The organism is Bilifractor sp. LCP19S3_H10, assembly GCF_052119185.1.
GTDB lineage: Bacteria > Bacillota > Clostridia > Lachnospirales > Lachnospiraceae > Bilifractor.
In genome coordinates, this window is the sequence record NZ_JBQKFT010000007.1 from 113,965 (window position 1) to 133,257 (window position 19,293).

Annotated in this window: 12 protein-coding genes and 1 tRNA gene; all 13 read right to left on the reverse strand. The window is 48.4% G+C overall.

The window, feature by feature from the left end; all coding sequences use genetic code 11:
* Positions 1 to 46 precede the first annotated feature (46 nt).
* Complete coding sequence (locus tag ACTQZS_RS07670; RefSeq protein WP_441475289.1) at positions 47 to 8,107, reverse strand: VaFE repeat-containing surface-anchored protein; 8,061 nt, start codon at positions 8,105 to 8,107, stop codon at positions 47 to 49.
* Positions 8,108 to 8,297: 190 nt separating this feature from the next.
* A complete protein-coding gene (locus ACTQZS_RS07675) occupies positions 8,298 to 8,855 on the reverse strand; it encodes a hypothetical protein (RefSeq protein WP_154458902.1) in 558 nt (185 codons plus the stop codon).
* A gap of 78 nt (positions 8,856 to 8,933) precedes the next feature.
* Positions 8,934 to 9,755 (reverse strand): ParA family protein, encoded by an 822-nt coding sequence (locus ACTQZS_RS07680; RefSeq protein WP_154458901.1) that lies wholly within the window; start codon positions 9,753 to 9,755, stop codon positions 8,934 to 8,936.
* Between the two features lie 25 nt (positions 9,756 to 9,780).
* Complete coding sequence (locus ACTQZS_RS07685) at positions 9,781 to 10,743, reverse strand: DUF6017 domain-containing protein (protein WP_154458900.1); 963 nt, start codon at positions 10,741 to 10,743, stop codon at positions 9,781 to 9,783.
* A 61-nt stretch (positions 10,744 to 10,804) separates the two neighbouring features.
* Positions 10,805 to 11,668 carry a DUF5688 family protein gene (locus ACTQZS_RS07690; protein WP_441475290.1) on the reverse strand — a complete coding sequence of 288 codons (864 nt, stop codon included), beginning with the start codon at positions 11,666 to 11,668 and terminating at the stop codon, positions 10,805 to 10,807.
* Positions 11,669 to 11,729: 61 nt separating this feature from the next.
* Positions 11,730 to 12,194, reverse strand: coding sequence for a hypothetical protein (locus ACTQZS_RS07695; RefSeq protein WP_441475291.1), 465 nt, complete (start codon positions 12,192 to 12,194; stop codon positions 11,730 to 11,732).
* Between the two features lie 44 nt (positions 12,195 to 12,238).
* Positions 12,239 to 12,312: transfer RNA gene (locus ACTQZS_RS07700), tRNA-Arg, on the reverse strand.
* A 147-nt stretch (positions 12,313 to 12,459) separates the two neighbouring features.
* Entirely contained in the window at positions 12,460 to 13,335 is an 876-nt protein-coding gene (locus tag ACTQZS_RS07705; protein WP_441475292.1) for a DUF3881 family protein, read from the reverse strand.
* 77 nt (positions 13,336 to 13,412) lie between these two features.
* Complete coding sequence (serS, locus tag ACTQZS_RS07710) at positions 13,413 to 14,717, reverse strand: serine--tRNA ligase (protein WP_441475293.1); 1,305 nt, start codon at positions 14,715 to 14,717, stop codon at positions 13,413 to 13,415.
* Between the two features lie 558 nt (positions 14,718 to 15,275).
* Positions 15,276 to 15,785, reverse strand: a complete 510-nt coding sequence (locus ACTQZS_RS07715; protein ID WP_441099343.1) for a DUF4446 family protein — start codon at positions 15,783 to 15,785, stop codon at positions 15,276 to 15,278.
* Positions 15,786 to 15,813: 28 nt separating this feature from the next.
* Positions 15,814 to 16,944 (reverse strand): ParB/RepB/Spo0J family partition protein, encoded by a 1,131-nt coding sequence (locus tag ACTQZS_RS07720; RefSeq protein WP_441475294.1) that lies wholly within the window; start codon positions 16,942 to 16,944, stop codon positions 15,814 to 15,816.
* The gene (locus ACTQZS_RS07725) at positions 16,944 to 17,732 is read right to left on the reverse strand and encodes a ParA family protein (RefSeq protein WP_441475295.1); all 789 of its coding nucleotides are present in this window, start codon (positions 17,730 to 17,732) and stop codon (positions 16,944 to 16,946) included. Before ACTQZS_RS07725 ends, ACTQZS_RS07720 begins: the two co-directional genes overlap by 1 nt.
* A 709-nt stretch (positions 17,733 to 18,441) precedes the next feature.
* Complete coding sequence (rsmG, locus tag ACTQZS_RS07730; RefSeq protein WP_441475296.1) at positions 18,442 to 19,218, reverse strand: 16S rRNA (guanine(527)-N(7))-methyltransferase RsmG; 777 nt, start codon at positions 19,216 to 19,218, stop codon at positions 18,442 to 18,444.
* Positions 19,219 to 19,293: the final 75 nt, after the last annotated feature.

Here is a 19,293-nt window from a genome sequence, read left to right on the forward strand (position 1 = left end):
TCTCCCATACAAAACTGCACTTTCTCTGATGCCTTTCGGTATCTCATCAGTGCTGGCTGTTTCCGTGATTTCTGCGTTTCCTGTAGATAACAGTACCCGCAATGCCTGCCCCGATAGCTGCCAGGAGAACGATCAGTTCCGGGATGATCGTGCGGACACCCGTCTGCGGCGCATTTTGCGATGCAGACGTTCCTGTCGATACCGGTGTGGCCGTCTTTGTTTCGGAAGCAGTTTTTGTCTGCTTCGGTGTTGGTGTAGGCGTCACCGTATCCTCCGGCTTCTCAGGGATTTCAACCGTCTGGTCCTCATCATTGATATCCTTATGGTCTGCGACAAGCTCATCATCGAGATACAGTTCCTCAAAAACGACAAGCTTTCTACCATTAAGCTTCTCCGCGTTGAAGGTAAAGGTCACATCAGCAGTTCCGTCAGCCTCGGTTGGTGTGAATTCCTTATTCGCCGTCACCCTGGAACCATCCACAAGAACCTCTCTGTCCTCCGACTTATCCATCAGGATTCCTTTGAGTACATAGATCTTTCCGGGTGTCAGGTTGTAATACTTCACCGTATCCACAACCGTTGCCGTACCGTCATCATCTACATCCTTCAGGTCAGCTGTCGTATGAATTTCCACCTTTGTTTCCGGAGGTGTCTCCTTTTCCGGTGTCAGACTCTGGTCCGCATCATTGAAATCCTCATGCTCTGCCACAGGTTCACCGTTTTTGTAAAGTTTCTCAAATACGACGAGGTACTGCGAAGAGATCTCCCGGAGATCAAAACCCTCAAACTTTACATCCTCGGTTCCAGCACTGCCTTTAGCGGTAAAGGTCTTTTCAGCAGTTACATTTTCGTTGTTCACCGTCACCGGCGCGTTCGTTCCCTTGTCCATCAGAGTTCCGATGAGCGTATACTCCTCACCCGGGATCAGGTTCTCATACGTTACGGTATCCGTGAACGTTGTATCTTCTTTCAGCACCAGTTTATGGGTATCGTTTTCCACATTGCCTTTCACGGTTGTGTGGATGGAAGGCTTCATGACGGACTGTGCCTCATCGGTGATATCCGCGTGAACGCCGACCAGTTTTCCTTCCTGGGTCAGGCTCTCAAATGCCACGACCGTCTTTCCCGCGATCTCATCCACATCCGGAACGAACGTGAACTTCAGATTCACATAGCCGTCAGCTGCTGTCGGCGTGAATTCCTGCGATGCCTGAACTGCCTCGCCGCTGTTGTCCGTCACAGTACCGCCGTCGGTGATCCTGCCGCCGGAGCGTTTCTCCTGATAATGAAGTGTACCCGTCACGGTGTATTTCTTTCCCGGGATCAGGTTCTTATACTCCACCCGGTCCGTGATGTGGATCTCGCGGTTCATCGACATGGTATGGGAATCCGTATCGCTGTCTGTCGCGGTTGTTTTCACTCCGGCGATATAAATCGTCTGGTCAGCATCACTTACGTTTTCATGTTTATAGACTGGTTTCTCCGTCTCATGGTCATAAAGCGTCTCGAAGGCAACTAGCGTAAATCCCGCATAGCGGTCTTCCTCCGTCAGGTTCATCCCTGTAAAAGTAAACGGAACCACCTGGCTGCCATCTGCTTTTTCCGCCTGGAATGTCACGGAAGAAGTGATGTCATTGCCTTCCGCATCCTGCGCCGTCTGACCTGTTTTTTTATCCACCAGCTTTCCTTTGATGTCATACGTCTTTCCCGGTACGAGCCCGATATACGATACGGTATCGTTGATCGTAATCCGGACCGGCTTTCCGTTCTCATCGACAGGTGATGTCATCTGATGTGTCCCCGTCTCAGCATCGACTGCCATAGTCTTCATGCTGGAGACAGCAACGGTCTGATACGCATCGGAGATATCGGCATGCGCCGCGACCGTCGTCTTCTCTCTTTTCAGTGTCTCAAACGCCACGAGTTCGCTGTCTGCTTCACCGGTATTCTCATTAGTGAGAAGCTTTGTGGCAAAAGTAAACTTCAGCAGAACGGAACCAGAAGCTTTTTCCGGCGTAAATTCCGTCGTACCAAGATCCTTCTTTGTCCTGCTGTCCACCAGAACACCGGTCACATCGTTTCCATCCTCATCGGTCAGAACACCGCCGTCCTTTGCATTTCCGAGAAGATCATAAGTCTTCCTGTGGAGCACGCCATAGATGGTGTACGTCTTTCCCGGAATCAGATTGGTGTACTGAACCTCATCATAGACAACAGTATTCTTCTGATCGTTCGCAGTCACCGTGTGATCTCCGGTATCGTTTACCGTCGCTGTTGTATGGATCTCCGGGAAGGTAACCGTCTGCCCGTTATCATTGATATCCTCATGCACGGCATAGGTCTCACCGTTAACCGAAAGTGTCTCGAAGGCAACAACCGTTCTCCCGGCAAGGCTGTCCAGCTTCGTGATCTGGTCTTCATCCTCACCGTCGGAAGTTCCGAGGTAAAGGTTGTTCAGACTGATCTTTACCGGTACATCTACGGATCCGTCTGCCTTGTCAGGCGTAAAGGATACTGTATTCGTTACCGGTTTGTAGTTTCCAAGGAAATCTTTATACAGGAGGATCGCCGGAACGGAGATTTCTTTTCCATCCGCATCCTTTTCCTTAACCGTTGTAAACTTATCCTTCAGCACTGCGGTCATCTCATACTTCGTGCCCGGTGTCAGATTGGAATACGCTACGGTATCCGTGATCGTGACCTTTCCCTTATGCTCCGTCGCATCGCCGTCAGACACGTGTTCGATATCACCTTTTGCGGTGGTATGAATGGCCGGAACAGATACGGTCTGGTCCGCATCGGAATCGTCCGCATGGTCTGCGATCAGCTGCCACTGACCATTGTAGTAATAATAAAGGTACTCATAGGCAACGAGGCTGTCAGAGCCGAGGCCGCTGATATCCACGCTGTCAAAGCTTACCTTCACATCACCATTGGTCGTTGTCGGATGAAATGTCGTTGATCCGGATGCCAGAACATCGGTATCCGCAGTACAGGTAACCGTTCCGTCCGCGTTTTCTGTGCGGCGCACCCTGTGCAGTTCACCGACCAGCTTATAATAACGGTCACTGTCCTCCGGCTTATTGTCACCCGTTTCATCTGTCTTATTGCCGAGCAGCAGGTTGTCATAGTGCACGGTATCGACAAGAGATACGTTCTTTCCCGCTGGCGCTGTCTTCGTTGCGACACTGGCGTTGTTGACGAAGTTCAGCGTGGTATAGATGCCCACGTTGTAGTTGACTCTGGTGCCGAGATCAATGTTGATGCCCGTGATCTTTCCGTCACCGCCGGCGTTCTCGATGCCGTCGTCATGATAAGAGGACCAGTCATTCATATCCATGTCAGCTGTCTCCGCTGTCGTGAATGTGAAGCTGATCAGGTTCTTTCCCTTGTTCTCCCCGCACGGCAGCTCTTCGATGAGATAGGTATCAAACGGAAGCGCACGGAGAGTGTCGTTTACCTTTACCGTATTGGTGTGGCCGTTTGCCGCATACACGGTATAGGTTGTTCCGTCATACGTCTTCGTGCCGTCAGTATTGGAGGAGGTAAAATATCTGTTCCAGACCGCATAGCCGTCCTTCGCAGCATGCTCCGCCCACTGAATTTCCAGCTCATATTCCTCATGAAGGTCTTCGATCTCATTCTGAATCGCCTTCTTCTCATCTGCCTTCGCGTTTTCAAGTTGTGCAGTCAGATCATCGATATGCTTCTGCGTCAGTTTCTGCTTTACCTTCCAGCCTGCCTCTGAAAGAGGGGAAAGGCCGGTGAACCAGGTTCCAAAATTGTTCTGATAATCATTCGCGTAAAAATACGTCGAGTAATCTGTATCCTTTTTGGTGAGGTCATCATTTGCCACATACCAGTCGCCGTACTTATCGATCTGGATCGTCCTGGCGAGATTTCCGGAATACCGGTCTTTTGAAGGATCTTTTCCGTCGATCTCCGGATCGAGCAGGTTGGTGAGGTACGTGTGCTTTCTTCTGCCCTCTGTCTCACTGTCATTATAGGAAGCGGAATCATAAGAGCCGTTGCCTCCGGTCACAATGATGTGAGACTCACCGGTTGACTTTGATGTGACTTTGAAAATGGTATTCGGCATGGTCTTCGATTCGTTATCCACTTTGTTGAAATGGATATCATCACGCATGACCTGATTGTCGGCAGCACTCTGCACGGATGCTTTCTGATTATCCGTGACTTTTCCGCTGCTGTATGTCACGCTGAGCTGCTGGTTCTTCGTATCCTTCGTCTGGTTGTAAGTCAGCTGCTGATTCGGATGCGCATCAGAGCGGTCGCCGTCATTGTTGGCTTTCTGCTCAGCCGTCCTTGTCCCGTCGTAGTTTCCCACATCGCCGCCGAAGTCGTAATCGATATAGACTTCCTCTCCGTCTTTCCGGATCTGGAAATACTGATACCAGTTCCGGGAAGTGCTGTCATAGAGATAGCCGGTTCCCGATGCCCGTTCTTCTGGAAGACTGAACTTCGAAATCAGATTCTTTCCGAGATTTCCCTCCGCGGAAAAGATGCTGTCAAGACCGGAACCAGCCACATTGTCGGCTGAATAAAGCGTGTCTGCCTGACTCAGCAGTGATCCTGCTTTTGTATCCGGATCTTTCTCAGCCTCACGGATCTCATAGGTTCCGAACGGGATCTCATCAACTTTCAGCACGTATGCTTTCAGGTCATCGTCCCACCTGGCCTGCTCTCTGCAGATCACTTCACCGGTCTTATAGTCTTTTCCCCTGAAATGGACCGTGCCATTCGAGGGATGGATATAGTCCGAGCGGTTGATGATCTCGAACCATGTGCCGTCCAGATGGGCTGCGCCGAGGGACGTATAGAGTCCGGTCTCACGGTCAACTTTTCCGATGATGACCCTTCCTCTGTAAACGGTATCGGTATTCCATCCGGATCCTTCATCTTTAAACTCCACCATCTGACCTTCGGTATCGATCGTGAAGTGCTTCTCCCATCCGTCTTTCTTATATCCGTTTGTCGTTGTAACCGAAGTCTCGACGATCTTATAGGATCCGTATGGGAGCATCTTTGCACGGTCGGTCGTTCCGGTCGTGGCCACATAGGCCTTTCTGGAAGCATCCCATTCCGTCACGATGGATTCCACCGCATCACCCGGCTGGCATTCCTTATTATCTACAATGACCGGATGAGCCGATTCGTTGTAGATCGTATAGATTACACCGTCAAGGCTTGCATCACCCTGGGATTCCGATTTCTTCCACTCGCTGTCCGCCTTGACGACAAGAACGCCGCCGCGGATCACTTCGTTCTGAATGGATTCTCCCGTCTTCTTTCCCTTCAGATGCACGACCGGATCACTGCTTCTCGTCTTCTCTTTCGTGAGCTCAAAAGAGCAGTACAGATTCGGATCCAGTTTACTGATATCGATGCTGTTCAGATCGATGGACGCTGCACTGTCACCCTGTTCCAGATATCCCTTCGGGGGAGTGATCTCCACGGCATAATACTTTCCGACATCCAGCGCATCACTTGCCGTCTTCGCAAGGCCGTTCGCGTCGGTCGTAAGTGTGGTGACGACTGTCTTTCCGTCATCTTTCACGATGGCGATCTTCGCGCCTTCCAGTGTCGCGCTGCCCTGCGCATGTCCGGTTCCGCATCCGCCGGAAACGCCGGTGGAAGCACTGCCGAGATCTTCGATATCGAACTTCTCGATCTCCACGCCGCCCTTCGGAGGGATCTCCTCATCTTTCACGATGACGCCGTCCACATCGACGGCATTGTTCTGGAATGTCCAGCCCTTCTCTCCGAGTTTAAAGGAGACGGTCGTTGTATTGCTGAGCGTCTGTCCTTCCTTTGACACGACACAGCCGTCGGTTGTATACCCGTCAGGTGCTTTTGTCTCTGTTACGGTCATTGTTCCATGCGGCAGCTTCACGATGTTGCCGGACATAAGGTCCGCCGGGATCGATCCGGATGCCAGATGATTGTTATCGATCGATGCGATGCCGTCACTGTCCGACTTAAACTCGCAGGTAAAATCATGCTTTCCGTCATCAGACTTGAAAGCGAACTGGAAGACTGCCCCGGCAACCGGCTGGTTTGTCTCCGCGTCAAGTTTTTTCACCCTTACAAGGCCCGGATCGCCTTCCCCGGGTTCACCGAGCGGAATGACCAGATAGTTGTTGTACGGCGCACTCAGCTTTCCGGTAATCTCACTGATGACATTGCTCATGATGACTGTCTGGCCGTTGACCATGTGATGATCAGAATGCCAGCACTTGTCTTCGGAAGAGCTGTCGCCCCAGAAGAAACCGGTATGGCCGTCACGAACGTTTCCGTCGGCATCCTTGTTATTGACAAGCCCGCTGCCTGACGGGTCAATGATCAGAATATCGCCCTTCTGAAGTTTCCCGGATTTCAGCATGTCTTCCTTGCTGTTAAAATAGTAACCGATGATGTGATGCGCTTTGAAGGCATTCAGCCAGGAACCGTAAAGACCCCAGTATTTTCCATCAGAGATCTTGAAATACATGTTCTGATTCGACATGGTGGGGACGGTGTTGGCATACCCGGCTGCCTTGTTCAGCACATAGACAACAAAACCGGTGCACTGCATCCCTGCTGTATAACCGCCGGTATCACCGTTCGGACGGGGCAGATTACCGGTCAGGCCGAGAGACAAATAAGGCGTCGTCAGATAATAGTTGTCAGCGGTATGACTGTTCAGCTCCGCCAGAATTTTCTCCTTACTGACGCCAAGCCACTGTGTGATGTACTGATCTTCCGGATGGGTTCCATCCGTTACATAAGATGCGAGATCATCGGCTGCGATGAAACCGCTGCTAGCGTCAGGCACATCGGCACCGGAACCATCCGCCGCTTCCACGCCGTTTGCAAAGAGCCAGCTTTTTTCCTGAAGTGCTGCTGTCAGGGCATCATCCGTGTTTCCGCTGATACTGCTGAGGAATCCGGCCATCAGCGCGGATGCTTCCGAAGTTGATCCAGCTTTCACGTAATAATCCACGGTATCCCCGTAGTTACTCTTTGTGATCCTGTTTCCTTTTTCATCACAGGCACCGACGATCATGGCTTCCGTAATACTGCCGGGGATATAATAGCTGGCATTGTTCCCGTCATTGCCGGCCGCACCAACCACAGTAATTCCTGCGGACTCCGCTTCACGGACAGCCTCACTGATCGCGGCATTGCCTGCATCGCAGTAGGCATAGAGCGGCATCAGAATGATATCCGCCTTCTGTTCTTCCGCATAGCGGATGCCCGCATAGACAGCAGAAGCAGTACCTATGCCGTTCTTATCAAGCACCTTGACAGAGATCACACGGGCATCCGGATTTTTCGACAGGATGTATTCCATCGAACCCGTCCCGTGTCCGTTATCATCATCTGTATTTTCACCGAGCATGGATACGGCATCGATGACGTTGTCAAAGTCCTTTTTGCTGATACCGGAATCGAGCACGGCGATTGTTTTTCCTGCTGCCGTCGCATCCTTCTCTTCCTTTTCATCCCCTGTATCATCCAGTGCAGCATCCAGCGCCGTAAAAGCATCGGTATCCTCTTTCACCTCGCCGCCTTCGACCACACTGGCATCATCCGCTGCCTGAATTCCGGCATCCGGTGATACAAAATCCGCTTTGTCGGCGTAGTAGGCATATGCGTTTTCTGCATCTTTTTCCGAAGCATACTGCAGCAGATAGACTCCGTCATAACTGGACACGACATTGTCCATATCTTCGATGATTCCTTCATCGGCTGTTCCGAGGATCAGCCTGGCGGAAGAAAAATCCATGCCGTCCGTGACTGTCCCGGCAGCTGATGCTGTGCCGGTATCTTCTGAAGTACTCACATCGAATGCAGCCGCAGTATCTGATGTAACCGTTTTTTCTACCGCCGTACCGTCTGATCCGACCGAATCGACAGATCCGGCTGTGCTGTCAGTTTCAGCAGGTGCCGAAGAAACCGCTGACGCAGAGGACGCTGACACAGTGTTCCCTGCTGCCATTACCGTGCTTGTGCTGCACGCACCGGTAACAGCCGTCGCAGCACAGAGAATTCCGGCAAAGATCCTCTCCCGGAGCGAATAACAATTATATTTTTTCGCACTCATATGATTACCTTTTCCTTTCCTGATTTATTGACTGATATACAAAAGCATCTGGGTGATCAGTTCATCCGGCATCCCTCCCTTCCAGGGCGGATGAAGCATTTCTGTCTCTGCTTTGGGTATCGCATAAAAAAAACGGCATCTTTTACGATGCCGCCTTACTGGTCTTTCATTTGTTATTCACACCCTCTTGTCATTCGCACCCGTCCTCTTCAATCCCGGTAACATCGTCCGGGATATCTTCCAGCCGGAGCAGACACTCACCTGTACCTGAGCACACCCACACTCTGGATTCCAGCCGATAGAGAAGATAGCAGATATCTTCCAGCATCATATCCGTTGTGTTTCCCTCTTCTCCATCAAGAGCGATGATGAAAACCGGCCCTTTCACAAGCCTGAAACCATCTGCGCTGATTGTTTCCCGCTTATCATAACTGATCAGATATTCACCGTCGCAGATATCATACGTTACCTGATTTTCACCATTTTCTTCGATGACGGGATAAACTTCTTCGTGCGTGAGAATCATGCTCTGCTTACCCGGAGTAAACACGAGAATGCGCTCCGAGGGATCATGACAGACAGCAACCTTTTCAGGCCGTCTGTCACGGTCTGTATCTGATCCGTGTTCCTTTTCTCCGCCACTCTCCGGCATCTCCTCTCTATCCGACAAAACACTGAAGATTGCCTCAAGGATATTTTCAAGACTTCTGTTATCTGCTCTGTCTTCTTTTCTGTTCATTTCTCTCATCAATATTGCGTCCTTTCTGCTGTTTTTCAGACCTTATTTGCTGTGATCTCAGTTTTCTCTGTTTTGTTTACTGCAGGCTTACAGGCATTCCGCCGCCCGCTGTCTGTTTCTCGCTTCATTGTTCAGTACTTCTTTTGTGAGTCTCTTATAGGCATCCGCCACCTTTCCTTTCGGATCATGCAGATAAATGCTCTTTCCTTCCGCGCTGATCTCCGCCGCCCGCACGGAACGCGGGATCTCCGTGTCATACACGCGGATCTTCCTGCCGTACTGTTCACGGATAAGCCCCGTGATCTCCTTTGTGTAATTAGTTCTGGAATCCGTCATGGTAAGAAGAATTCCGTCAATCTTCAGGCCGGGATTGATCTGCCGTTTCACGCGGTGAACAGTCTGCAGGAGCTGTTCCAGTCCTTTTGCCGACAGGTACTGCGGCTGCACCGGAATTACAATGCTGTCGGAAGCCGCCAGCGTGTTGATCGTCAGCATGCCGAGTGACGGCATTCCGTCCAGCAGAATATAATCGTAGGAGTCGCGGATCCCTGACAGGGTTTCCTTCAGCACAGATTCCCGGCTCATCACATTCACCAGGGATACTTCCAGTCCCGCAAGTGAGATATTGGCCGGGATAAGATCTACCCCTTCTCCGTGATGCAGGATCCCCGCTCCGTAAGGAAGCGGATCCTCCCTGACCGTGTGGATCATCAGGTCCGATATGGTTGTCTCAAGGTCATCCGGCCGCTGCCACCCGAGCGCGATCGTCAGGGAAGCCTGCGGATCCATATCAACCAGCAGTACCTTTTTTCCTTCATTTGCCAGGCCGATCCCCAGATTCTCACAGGTAGTTGATTTTCCCGTCCCGCCTTTCTGGTTGATACAGGCCATGATTTTTGTTCTGCTCATTCTTATTGTTCCTTCCGTCTGTCATTCATTCCATTCCCTCCGCGCGGTCATGGTTGTACCACGCCTGGTAATAACTCTGTATCGTCAGCGGCGCATTATAGAGCAGCGTCAGGAGATAGGCCTTCATGTTCCGGATCATTTCTGTATTATCCCTGAGTGCCTTCATGACATAACGGATATGATCCGGCCCCAGTTTCATGAACCGGCTTCTCACCTGCTCCGCTCTGATCAGCTCGCCGCCGATCATGATTTCCTTTCTTCTGCTGCAGCATGTGTCGATCAGAAGTTCCCGAATCTCCTTCAGCTGATCCCGCCCTGCGGGATCTTCACTCATCAGCCAGGGAAATCCTGCCGTTTCATCAAAATGTTCCTGATACGCTTTTCTCAGTGCACTTTCTTCACCATTCCTTCCCGCTTCACTATTGGCATGATCTGTATAGTGTTCATCAGAGACAGAACTTTCTGCTACTATCTGCACCTTCCTTCCCTCCGTCCGAAGAAGAAGATCAGTCTCACTTATATCAGTCTCACTATTATCAGTATTAGTTGATTGTCCATCGGACACGTCATGAAGTGTCTTCCGGACATTTCCTGAAATGTCTTTCGGACACGTCTTGAAATGTCCCACTGCATCTACCCGGACAGAAAAGTTCTTCACATAGATCAGGTTCGGCTTTCCGAATCCCTGTCTCACACGCTCGATCAGATGCGCCTTGTTCTCCAGTTCATCCAGCAGTTTTTCCGCGTATTTGTTGCCGATTCTCAGACAGTCCTGTATCTGACGGATGGTAAAAATGATGTACAGATTACCCTTCCCGTCGATCCAGCCCTTTTTCCGGGACAGTGAAGTGCGGTCCAGAAAGATCCCGTACAGGACCTTGGCCAGTGTGGAAACATCGGAAAAGACAGGATCATCGAACAGTTCCTTCGGGATGCGGTAAAAAGTAAACGGATCCGGCTCTGACGCATGCAGGTAATCAAATTCCATGGAAACCACCTGCCTTTACAAAAACACCGGCGATGCTGTACTGCGCCGCCGGATCTTATACTCAGAGGCTCAGTGGCTGGCGGAAACTGCTGTGAAAGGAATCATGAACAGAATTTTCCTTTTCAGAAGCCTTTCTGCTCTCATCCAGAACCTTCAGGACAGAATGTTTCTTCTGTTCTTCGCGGTAGTGATCGACCGTATCAAAGACACGCTCCCTCGCATCATAGTGATATGCATTATTTGTCAGTCGCTCCTCCGGCGCTACCTCTGTCATATTGACTGTCGTCACAAGCTCTTTCAGATAATCCGCCTCGATCGTCCCGTCATCCGGCAGAAGCAGCACTTCATGAACAGAAGACGGAAGCAGGAAAAAGTCACCGCCGATCTTCTGTGCCGCTTCTTCCATGAACTTCGGGTAAGCCATAACGCCTGCGCCCCACATCTGATCTCTGGTTCCCGCAAAGACAAGCGGTGAATCATAAGGATCGTCTTCCCGGTTCTCCAGTCCACTCAATACGTTCCCGAGACCTTCGATCCGGACCGGATTATTTGTTTCTGCTGCCAGCAGAGCATCCTGCCGGAATTTCTCCGGCGTAACATTAAATCTTCGAAGCAGGCTGTTGGTAACTGCCGTCGACACTGTGCTTTCATCACCGGGCACCACGACACGGAACACAGCCGCCATATCGAGCATGTCGATATGCGGAACCTCCGCAAGTCTTTCTGCATTGCCGTCTCTCGTGACCATCTGGACTCTCACCTTGTTGAGCATCCGGTTATAGACATCCGGAATGCTGCGATCGGTCATTTCACCTTTTGCAATCTCAAACAGTTCTTTCATGATTGAATCCATGTTCCTGTCATCTCTGAATTCACCCTGGCTCCTCTGTGCACCCGCACCTGAAGAAAAATCTGAATTACTCATAAATCCTCCTTTTTCATTATTTCTGCTTTACTGATCTATGTCGCCCCTCTGCTTCCTCCTTTCACTGGCTTTCGGGCATATACCGACTTCGTCGGGTTGCTGCGGCGTTCGCCTCAGAGCGATGAGCACTTGCTGAGAGCGACCGAAGGTAAGCTCGAAGCTTACGTGCGACGCCTGTCGGCGCAGTTAACGAGCTTGCGAGTTTACAAGCCGACCGCATCACGCTCCGCGCGTACGGATGCGGCTCACTGCCCGCACAAAAAAAGGCGCTGTCACAATGACAACGCCTGAAATGTCTTGTCTGTTTAATTTTGCTTTTCTGAACCGCGGCGACGAAATTTGAATCAATCACCTGGAAAAAACCGTGAAATCTTGCCGATTTCAGGGCCTTGGGTGGCAAAATGCCATTTTGGGTGGCAAAGTTGCTCATTTTTGCCACCGAATGGGTGGCAAAACCTTCGCCGGCGCATGAAATACCTGCCTTTCGCCTTTGGGTGGCAAACTGTTCTGCCACCCATTTTTGCATAAAAAATACGCCCTCGGGAATACCCGAAAATGGCGTATTTTCAACGTTCCTGGGCGGATTCGAACCGCCGACCTTCCGCTTAGGAGGCGGACGCTCTATCCTGCTGAGCTACAGAAACTTATGTAAACTTTGATACTTTGGCCTTTCGCCTTGGCGGATGGCCGCCTTCCGTTTAGGAGGCGGACGCTCTATCCTGCTGAGCTACAGAAACAAATATATAATGATATCTGCTCAGACGAACAGATATCATTATACCTCATTTCGATTAAAAATTCAACCTTCCCTGAAGCCAGATTATTGCTTTCAATCTTCGTCCGACTTCCGGTTCTCCCGTCAGATCCTTTTCGTTAATGCAGACATCCAGAGGGACGTCATTACAGATAATACCGATCTGGTACACCTTTTCTCCGGTTGCGTGATTTCTGACTTCCTCACAGCTCGTGATGTCGCCCATGATATTGTACAGGTCACATTCCATACCATAAGGCATGAAATAGGAATCAACAATGGTGTAGATATCCTCATTCTGTACCCGGTGCGAGAGCATGGTGTAGGTATCGTAATCCTCCATCGTCAGGCTCTCAATTGCATCTTCATCTCCATTCTGTGCCGCATTGAACAGTGAACTGCGCTCCTCCAGTTTCTTCCGGTCCACGGGAAGCGCTTTCTGTTCTTTCCTTACAGGGAACAGTACCGTGCCGCTTTCCGCAAGTGCAGAAAGGGAAACCGAGGTTGTCGTGTCATTTAACTGTCCGCCGCCACACATGCTGATGTATTCACCTGCATTGGACACATAAAAAATCAGTGTCGTGCCGACTCTCATATCGTCACAGGCCCCGGCAAACGACTCTGTGGCCAGTTGGCGTTCAACGGCAATCTGCTCATACGAGGTGACCTGCGATCCCCAGAAAAACGGGAACAGATATTCCATATGGAATAAGTTTTCATTGTCGTAGGTGCCGCACACGGTCACGCCCATGTCTGTAGCAAATTCCTTTGATATTTCTGCAAAAAGGTGTCCTTCTTCGTCCACTGCTGTTTTTTTGAAATCATAGTGAACGAGGACATCCTGAATCAGGCGGCCGAGATCGTCAAGCTCATGTAATCTGCTGAAACCGATTGATCTGAGGAATTTATGCATAGGCAACTCCTCTCAATATTTTTTTGAAACGACAGGTCTGTCCATGTGGATTTTCTCATGGCTTCCGTTTCGTTCCATTATTTTTCCAGGCAGGATTTTCTCGGGACAAGCTTGTCCTTTCCACCCATATACGGACGAAGCGGCTCCGGAATCGATACTGTACCGTCTGCATTCAGATTATTCTCAAGGAATGCGATCAGCATACGCGGCGGTGCGACACAGGTATTGTTCAGGGTATTGGCGAGATATTTCTGTCCGTCCTCTCCCTGAACGCGGATTCTCAGTCTTCTCGCCTGAGCGTCTCCGAGGTTGGAACAGCTTCCTACTTCAAAGTATTTCTTCTGACGTGGAGACCACGCCTCTACATCGCAGGACTTTACTTTGAGATCCGCAAGATCTCCGGAGCAGCATTCCAGTGTGCGGACCGGAATATCCATGGAGCGGAAGAAGTCAACCGTGTTCTTCCACAGCTTGTTGTACCAGTCTATGCTCTCCTCCGGCTTGCAGACAACGATCATTTCCTGCTTTTCAAACTGATGAATCCGGTATACGCCTCGCTCTTCGATTCCATGCGCACCCTTCTCCTTGCGGAAACACGGGGAATAACTGGTAAGCGTAAGCGGAAGCTTCTGTTCCGGGATGATCTGGTCGATGAAACGTCCGATCATGGAATGCTCTGAGGTTCCGATCAGATACAGATCCTCTCCCTCGATTTTATACATCATCGAATCCATTTCATCGAAGCTCATTACACCGTCTACTACCGCGCTGCGGATCATATATGGAGGAATTACATAGGTAAATCCGCGGTTGATCATAAAATCACGTCCGTAAGACAGAACTGCGGAATGAAGCCTTGCAATGTCTCCGAGCAGATAATAGAATCCGTTTCCGGCGACACGTCCTGCCGCGTCCATATCGATACCATCAAAGGATTCCATAATATCCGTGTGGTAAGGAACCTCGAAATCCGGAACCTTCGGCTCACCGAATCTCTCAATTTCTACATTCTCGCTGTCATCTTTTCCAATCGGGACGGAAGGATCGATGATATTGGGAATGACCATCATTCTCTTCTTGATTTCCTCGTCCACAACCTTCTGACGGTCTTCAAGCTCGGCAATTCTCTTTCCCGTATCAGCAACCTTTGCCTTGATTGCCATTGCTTCATCCTTTTTCCCCTGACCCATCAGCTTTCCGATTTCCTTGGAAATCTTATTGCGCTCAGCCTGAAGCGCTTCCTTCTCCTGAAGAAGTTCTCTTCTCTCTTTATCAAACTCGATGACTTCATCAACCATCGGAAGTTTTCTGTCCTGGAATTTGTTGCGGATGTTCTGTTTTACTACTTCTGGATTTTCTCTCAGAAACTTAATATCAATCATGATTTCTTCCTCCTGATTCTGCTTTGAATACTATATAATATCACTCATCAATTTGCAAGTTACTGTATAAAGCCGTCGTCAAGCGGGCAGTTTTTGGGCATGCGAAGCATGCACAGAAAACTGCATGCTTGAACGACGCTAACATGTATGAGCATGGAGCGGTGTGAAACACCGCGAGAATGCGAATACATGTGGCAGCTGCGAGAGTTGCGAAGCAACGGAGCAGCTGGCTTTATACAGTATGTGGCACGACTTATCGTATGAGGTTTACCGTATAAGCTCTTCGAAAACGCAGACAGGATCGTCGCACGCGAAGCGCGCGTAAGAGACTGTATGCGATTTCGAAGGCAACAGGTATGAGCACGAAGTGACGCGTAAGCGGCACGGAAGTGCGAATATGCGCGGGCAGTGAGCCATATCCGCTCACACAAAGTGTGAAGCGGTGGGGCGAACGCCGCGACAGACCGACGAAGTCGGTCACCTGTAGGATTGCGGGAGTGCGAAGCACGGAGCAATCCGTAGCTTATACAGTTTGTGGCACGATTATCGTATGGGCATCTACTGAATATTCTCCTCTCCATAATGATATGCGGTCCGCAGTGCCTCTACTTCCTCATCACTCAGCATGATATAGGATTCTCCCTTTACGATTTCCTTGATATAGAGATAGCAATTATCCCGGCTGTGGATGGCGTTCAGTACAAATCCGCTGTTCTCCGAATCGAGCATTGCGAGTGCAAAGCTCATCTTCCCCCCTACATCCTCGAATGCGTCATACTTCACAATTCCGTATTTTGTCAGCGATTTATCGTATATTTTTTGCAGGTGCTTCAACGACGATGCATTCTCCGCCTGTCTGCTGTCCAGCTTGTCGAGCGCCTTTATCTTTGATGCCATCGCTTTTTCTACCGATTTTCCATCATTTCCCTTCATGAAAATCCGGTACTTTCTTGACAGATGGTTGAGTCTCCTGTTTGTCTGTGCCAGTGTAACCGCGAGCAGCACCACGGCTACTGCAAGGATAATAATTATGATTCCGGCTGCTGTGCTCCCGAATAGAGTTTTCATTATTTATACTTCCTTCCTGCGCCCTCGTTCAGCCGATCATATCAATGATTCTTTCCAGTTCTTCCTGCGAATAATATTCAATTTCGATTTTCCCTCTGTCTCCCTGTGGCTTAATCTGTACTTTACTTCCCACCAGTTTCTGGAGATTTTCCTCGATGGATTTATATGCAAGTGCTGTCTGCTCATCCATCTCCGGCTTTGTGCGCTGTTTTCTCGGGTTCAAAATGCTCTTCACAAGTTTTTCCGTTTCACGCACACTCATTTTTTTCTGAATCACCTGATGAGACGCATTGATCTGCGCTTCTTCATTCTCGATTGCGAGGAGCGCTCTTGCGTGTCCCATGGTGATGTCCCCATTCAGCAAAAGATGTCTCACTGGTTTTGCAAGCTTCAGAAGTCGCAGAGCATTTGTGACTGTTGATCTGCTTTTTCCTACTTTTACCGCCACTTCATCCTGTGTCAGATGGAATTCGTCGATGAGTCTTCGATAAGCTTCTGCTTCTTCGATTGCATTCAGATCTTCACGCTGAATATTTTCAATCAGAGAGATCTCCATCTGCTCCTGATCATCAAAGTTTTTCAATATTACAGGAACTTCCTTCAATCCTGCTTCTTTTGCCGCCCGCCATCTTCTTTCTCCCGCTACGATGACGTAATACTTGTCCTTCTTCTGAACAAGAAGCGGCTGCAAAACTCCGTACTGCCGTATGGAATCGGCCAGCTCGTGGATTGCCTCTTCCTTGAAGTCCTTACGTGGCTGATCCTGATTGGGAACAACCTCGGTCAGCGGTACCGTAATCACACGGTTTTCTGCAGATTCTTCGGAAATATTTTTTGATGCTGCGGATAGATCTGAGGAATATCTGGTATTATCCGGAACGCTATCGGATAAATTTCCTGCCTTTAACGACGTGCTGCCAGACATGGATTCCTTCGAAACGTTTGTGATATTGTCTGCGTCATCATTGCTTCTGCCATTTTCAACGATGTCATTTCCAGCATTTTCAGTACTGTCTGACGATGGTGATTTTGATATACTTTTATGGTTACGCTGCCCTGCCTCTTTTTCCCGTTCTTTTTCCTGTTCTTCCTCATTGTCAATTTTGTGAGGAATCAGAGACTCTAATCCTCTTTTCTTATTTAAACCTCTTGATCCCATTACTCAACTTTTCCCTTCTTGACCAATTCTTTTGCAAGCTTACGGTAGGCTTTTGCTCCTTCTGATTTTCTGGCATAAATATTAATCGGAAGACCGTAACTCGGTGCCTCCGCCAGACGTACATTCCTGGGTATGATGCTCTTAAATATGTGAGCATCCAGGTTTTCTTTTACATCATCAATTACCTGACCGGAAAGCTTTGTTCTTGAGTCATACATTGTAAATACAACGCCTTCGATCGTCAACTTATCATTTAATCTCTCCTGTACCAGATTGATCGTATATAAAAGCTGTGCCAGTCCCTCCAGCGCATAATACTCACACTGAATTGGTATAAGAACGCTGTCGGCAGTAGTAAGCGCATTGACCGTCAGCAGATTCAGAGAAGGCGGACAGTCAATAATGATAAAATCATAATTTTCCCGTTCTGGTGCGATTTTATCTCTGAGAAGATACTCCTTATTTTCTGTCTCAATCAATTCAATATCTGCGCCCGCCAGATCTACATTCGAAGGCAGAAGAAAATATTTTTTGATTTCATCATTTTTCTTATACTTCAGCTTAATTATACAGTCTTCGAGCGAGCATTCTCCGAGCAGGAGATCATAGACTGTATTTTCAATTTCCTGCTTGTCGATTCCGACTCCGCTGGTAGTATTCCCCTGCGGATCCATGTCGATTAAAAGCACTTTTCTGCCAAGTTCGGCAAGAGACGCAGAGAGATTAATAGCAGTGGTGGACTTCCCGACACCACCTTTCTGATTTGCAATAGCGATTACTCTGCTCAAGTGATTTATACTTCCTTTCAATCAAAAATATTGTTGTGTTCGGTTTTAGACTTTAATAAAGAAACAACAGACTGATTATACCATTTTTCAAAAATAATCGGTAGATGTTTCACGTGAAACATCTGTATATTTTCAAATTGTACTATCTTCAATACGCTCTAAATAATCCTAATGTTTCACGTGAAACATTTCTCTGTATTTCTTAATTTCGAAGGCAACAGATATAAGGATGAAGCGCGAACGCGCGAAATCCTCATACCTGTAGGATTGCGGGAGTGTGAAGCACGGAGCAATCCGTAGCTTATACAGTATGTGGCAAGATTATCGTATGGGTGTCTACTGAATTTCGGCTACGGACAAATATCTCATTAATGTTTCACGTGGAACATTATCTCCATTTCGTGATTACATTTCAGATGAAGCATTTGCTTTCTATCAAATACACAAATATCGAAATAATGATTCAAAAATTTTCTTGTCGTACTATATAAAATATGAGTAAAAAATTCCACGTAATTCATCTAGATCTATTATGTCGCGGACAGTTGATTTACGTCTTAGACATAAATTCGTTCATGATGTTTCACGTGGAACATTTATTATTATGATACGTTTATGATTATGCTATGCATTTGTTTGATCAGAGCTTGTATTATCTCTAATATTGCAGTCTGTAAGAGTTTATATCGGGCTCTTAATCTTTAATATTCTATAAAGGTTTTTTTGTGGGTGTTCCTGCCTTTCGAGGATATGTTGCGGGTATCTTCTTGACTTTTTTAATGTCAATGAGATTCCGTTCTATTTTTTCGTTGTCTGACGGATTGTTCATAAGGAACGTTTCTATCCCGGCTATTTTACCTCCGAGTGTAGATATTGCTCTTCTGGATGTTGCGATTTCTTCTTCCGCTTTATTTGACTTGTAAGCGATGAAGTCTCCGTTTACCTTTACAAGCGGCAAGCAGTATTCACAAAGAGGAGAAAGGTTTGCAACTGCTCTGGATACTGCAATATCATACTGTTCTCTGTGCATCGGGTCTCGTCCGATATCCTCAGCTCTTTTCTGCAGGACGGTTACATTTGTCAGATTTATTTTTTCAATCAAAGCTGTCAGATACTTTACTCTCTTCATAAGTGCGTCGACCAGTACGAACTTCACATTCGGAAAAACGATTGCGAGAGGGATTCCCGGAAAACCGGCACCTGTCCCCATATCGATTACCTTTAAATCTTTACGGTTGACTAGTTCGTCTCTGATCTTTTTGATCCGGACAAGAGATAGACTGTCAATGAAATGCTTGGTAATCACGTCGTCGAAATCTGTGATTGCTGTAAGGTTCATTACCTTGTTCGTTTCAACAAGCATCTCATATGTAAGCATAAACTTTTTGACCTGTTCGTCCGTCAGGGAGAGATGAATCTCTGCTAATTCGTCCCTGAATCGATCTGCAGAGTATTTATGTTCATATAAATCATTTGCTTCATTCATTTCATTTACACCTGTAAGTGGAACTCATTCTCAGTTGGTCTACTGTATTTCCCTACTTCTGTTTTTCTGCTTTTC

Excerpts from the sequence above, each read along its gene's own strand:
- ACTQZS_RS07685 (WP_154458900.1), bottom strand. The coding sequence starts at position 10,743 with ATGGAATTTGATTACCTGCATGCGTCAGAGCCGGATCCGTTTACTTTT.
- rsmG (WP_441475296.1), bottom strand. The coding sequence starts at position 19,218 with ATGAATGAAGCAAATGATTTATATGAACATAAATACTCTGCAGATCGA.
- ACTQZS_RS07670 (WP_441475289.1), bottom strand. The coding sequence starts at position 8,107 with ATGAGTGCGAAAAAATATAATTGTTATTCGCTCCGGGAGAGGATCTTT.
- ACTQZS_RS07715 (WP_441099343.1), bottom strand. The coding sequence starts at position 15,785 with ATGAAAACTCTATTCGGGAGCACAGCAGCCGGAATCATAATTATTATC.
- ACTQZS_RS07680 (WP_154458901.1), bottom strand. The coding sequence starts at position 9,755 with ATGAGCAGAACAAAAATCATGGCCTGTATCAACCAGAAAGGCGGGACG.
- ACTQZS_RS07675 (WP_154458902.1), bottom strand. The coding sequence starts at position 8,855 with ATGAGAGAAATGAACAGAAAAGAAGACAGAGCAGATAACAGAAGTCTT.
- serS (WP_441475293.1), bottom strand. The coding sequence starts at position 14,717 with ATGATTGATATTAAGTTTCTGAGAGAAAATCCAGAAGTAGTAAAACAG.
- ACTQZS_RS07690 (WP_441475290.1), bottom strand. The coding sequence starts at position 11,668 with ATGAGTAATTCAGATTTTTCTTCAGGTGCGGGTGCACAGAGGAGCCAG.
- ACTQZS_RS07720 (WP_441475294.1), bottom strand. The coding sequence starts at position 16,944 with ATGGGATCAAGAGGTTTAAATAAGAAAAGAGGATTAGAGTCTCTGATT.
- ACTQZS_RS07705 (WP_441475292.1), bottom strand. The coding sequence starts at position 13,335 with ATGCATAAATTCCTCAGATCAATCGGTTTCAGCAGATTACATGAGCTT.
- ACTQZS_RS07695 (WP_441475291.1), bottom strand. The coding sequence starts at position 12,194 with ATGCAAAAATGGGTGGCAGAACAGTTTGCCACCCAAAGGCGAAAGGCA.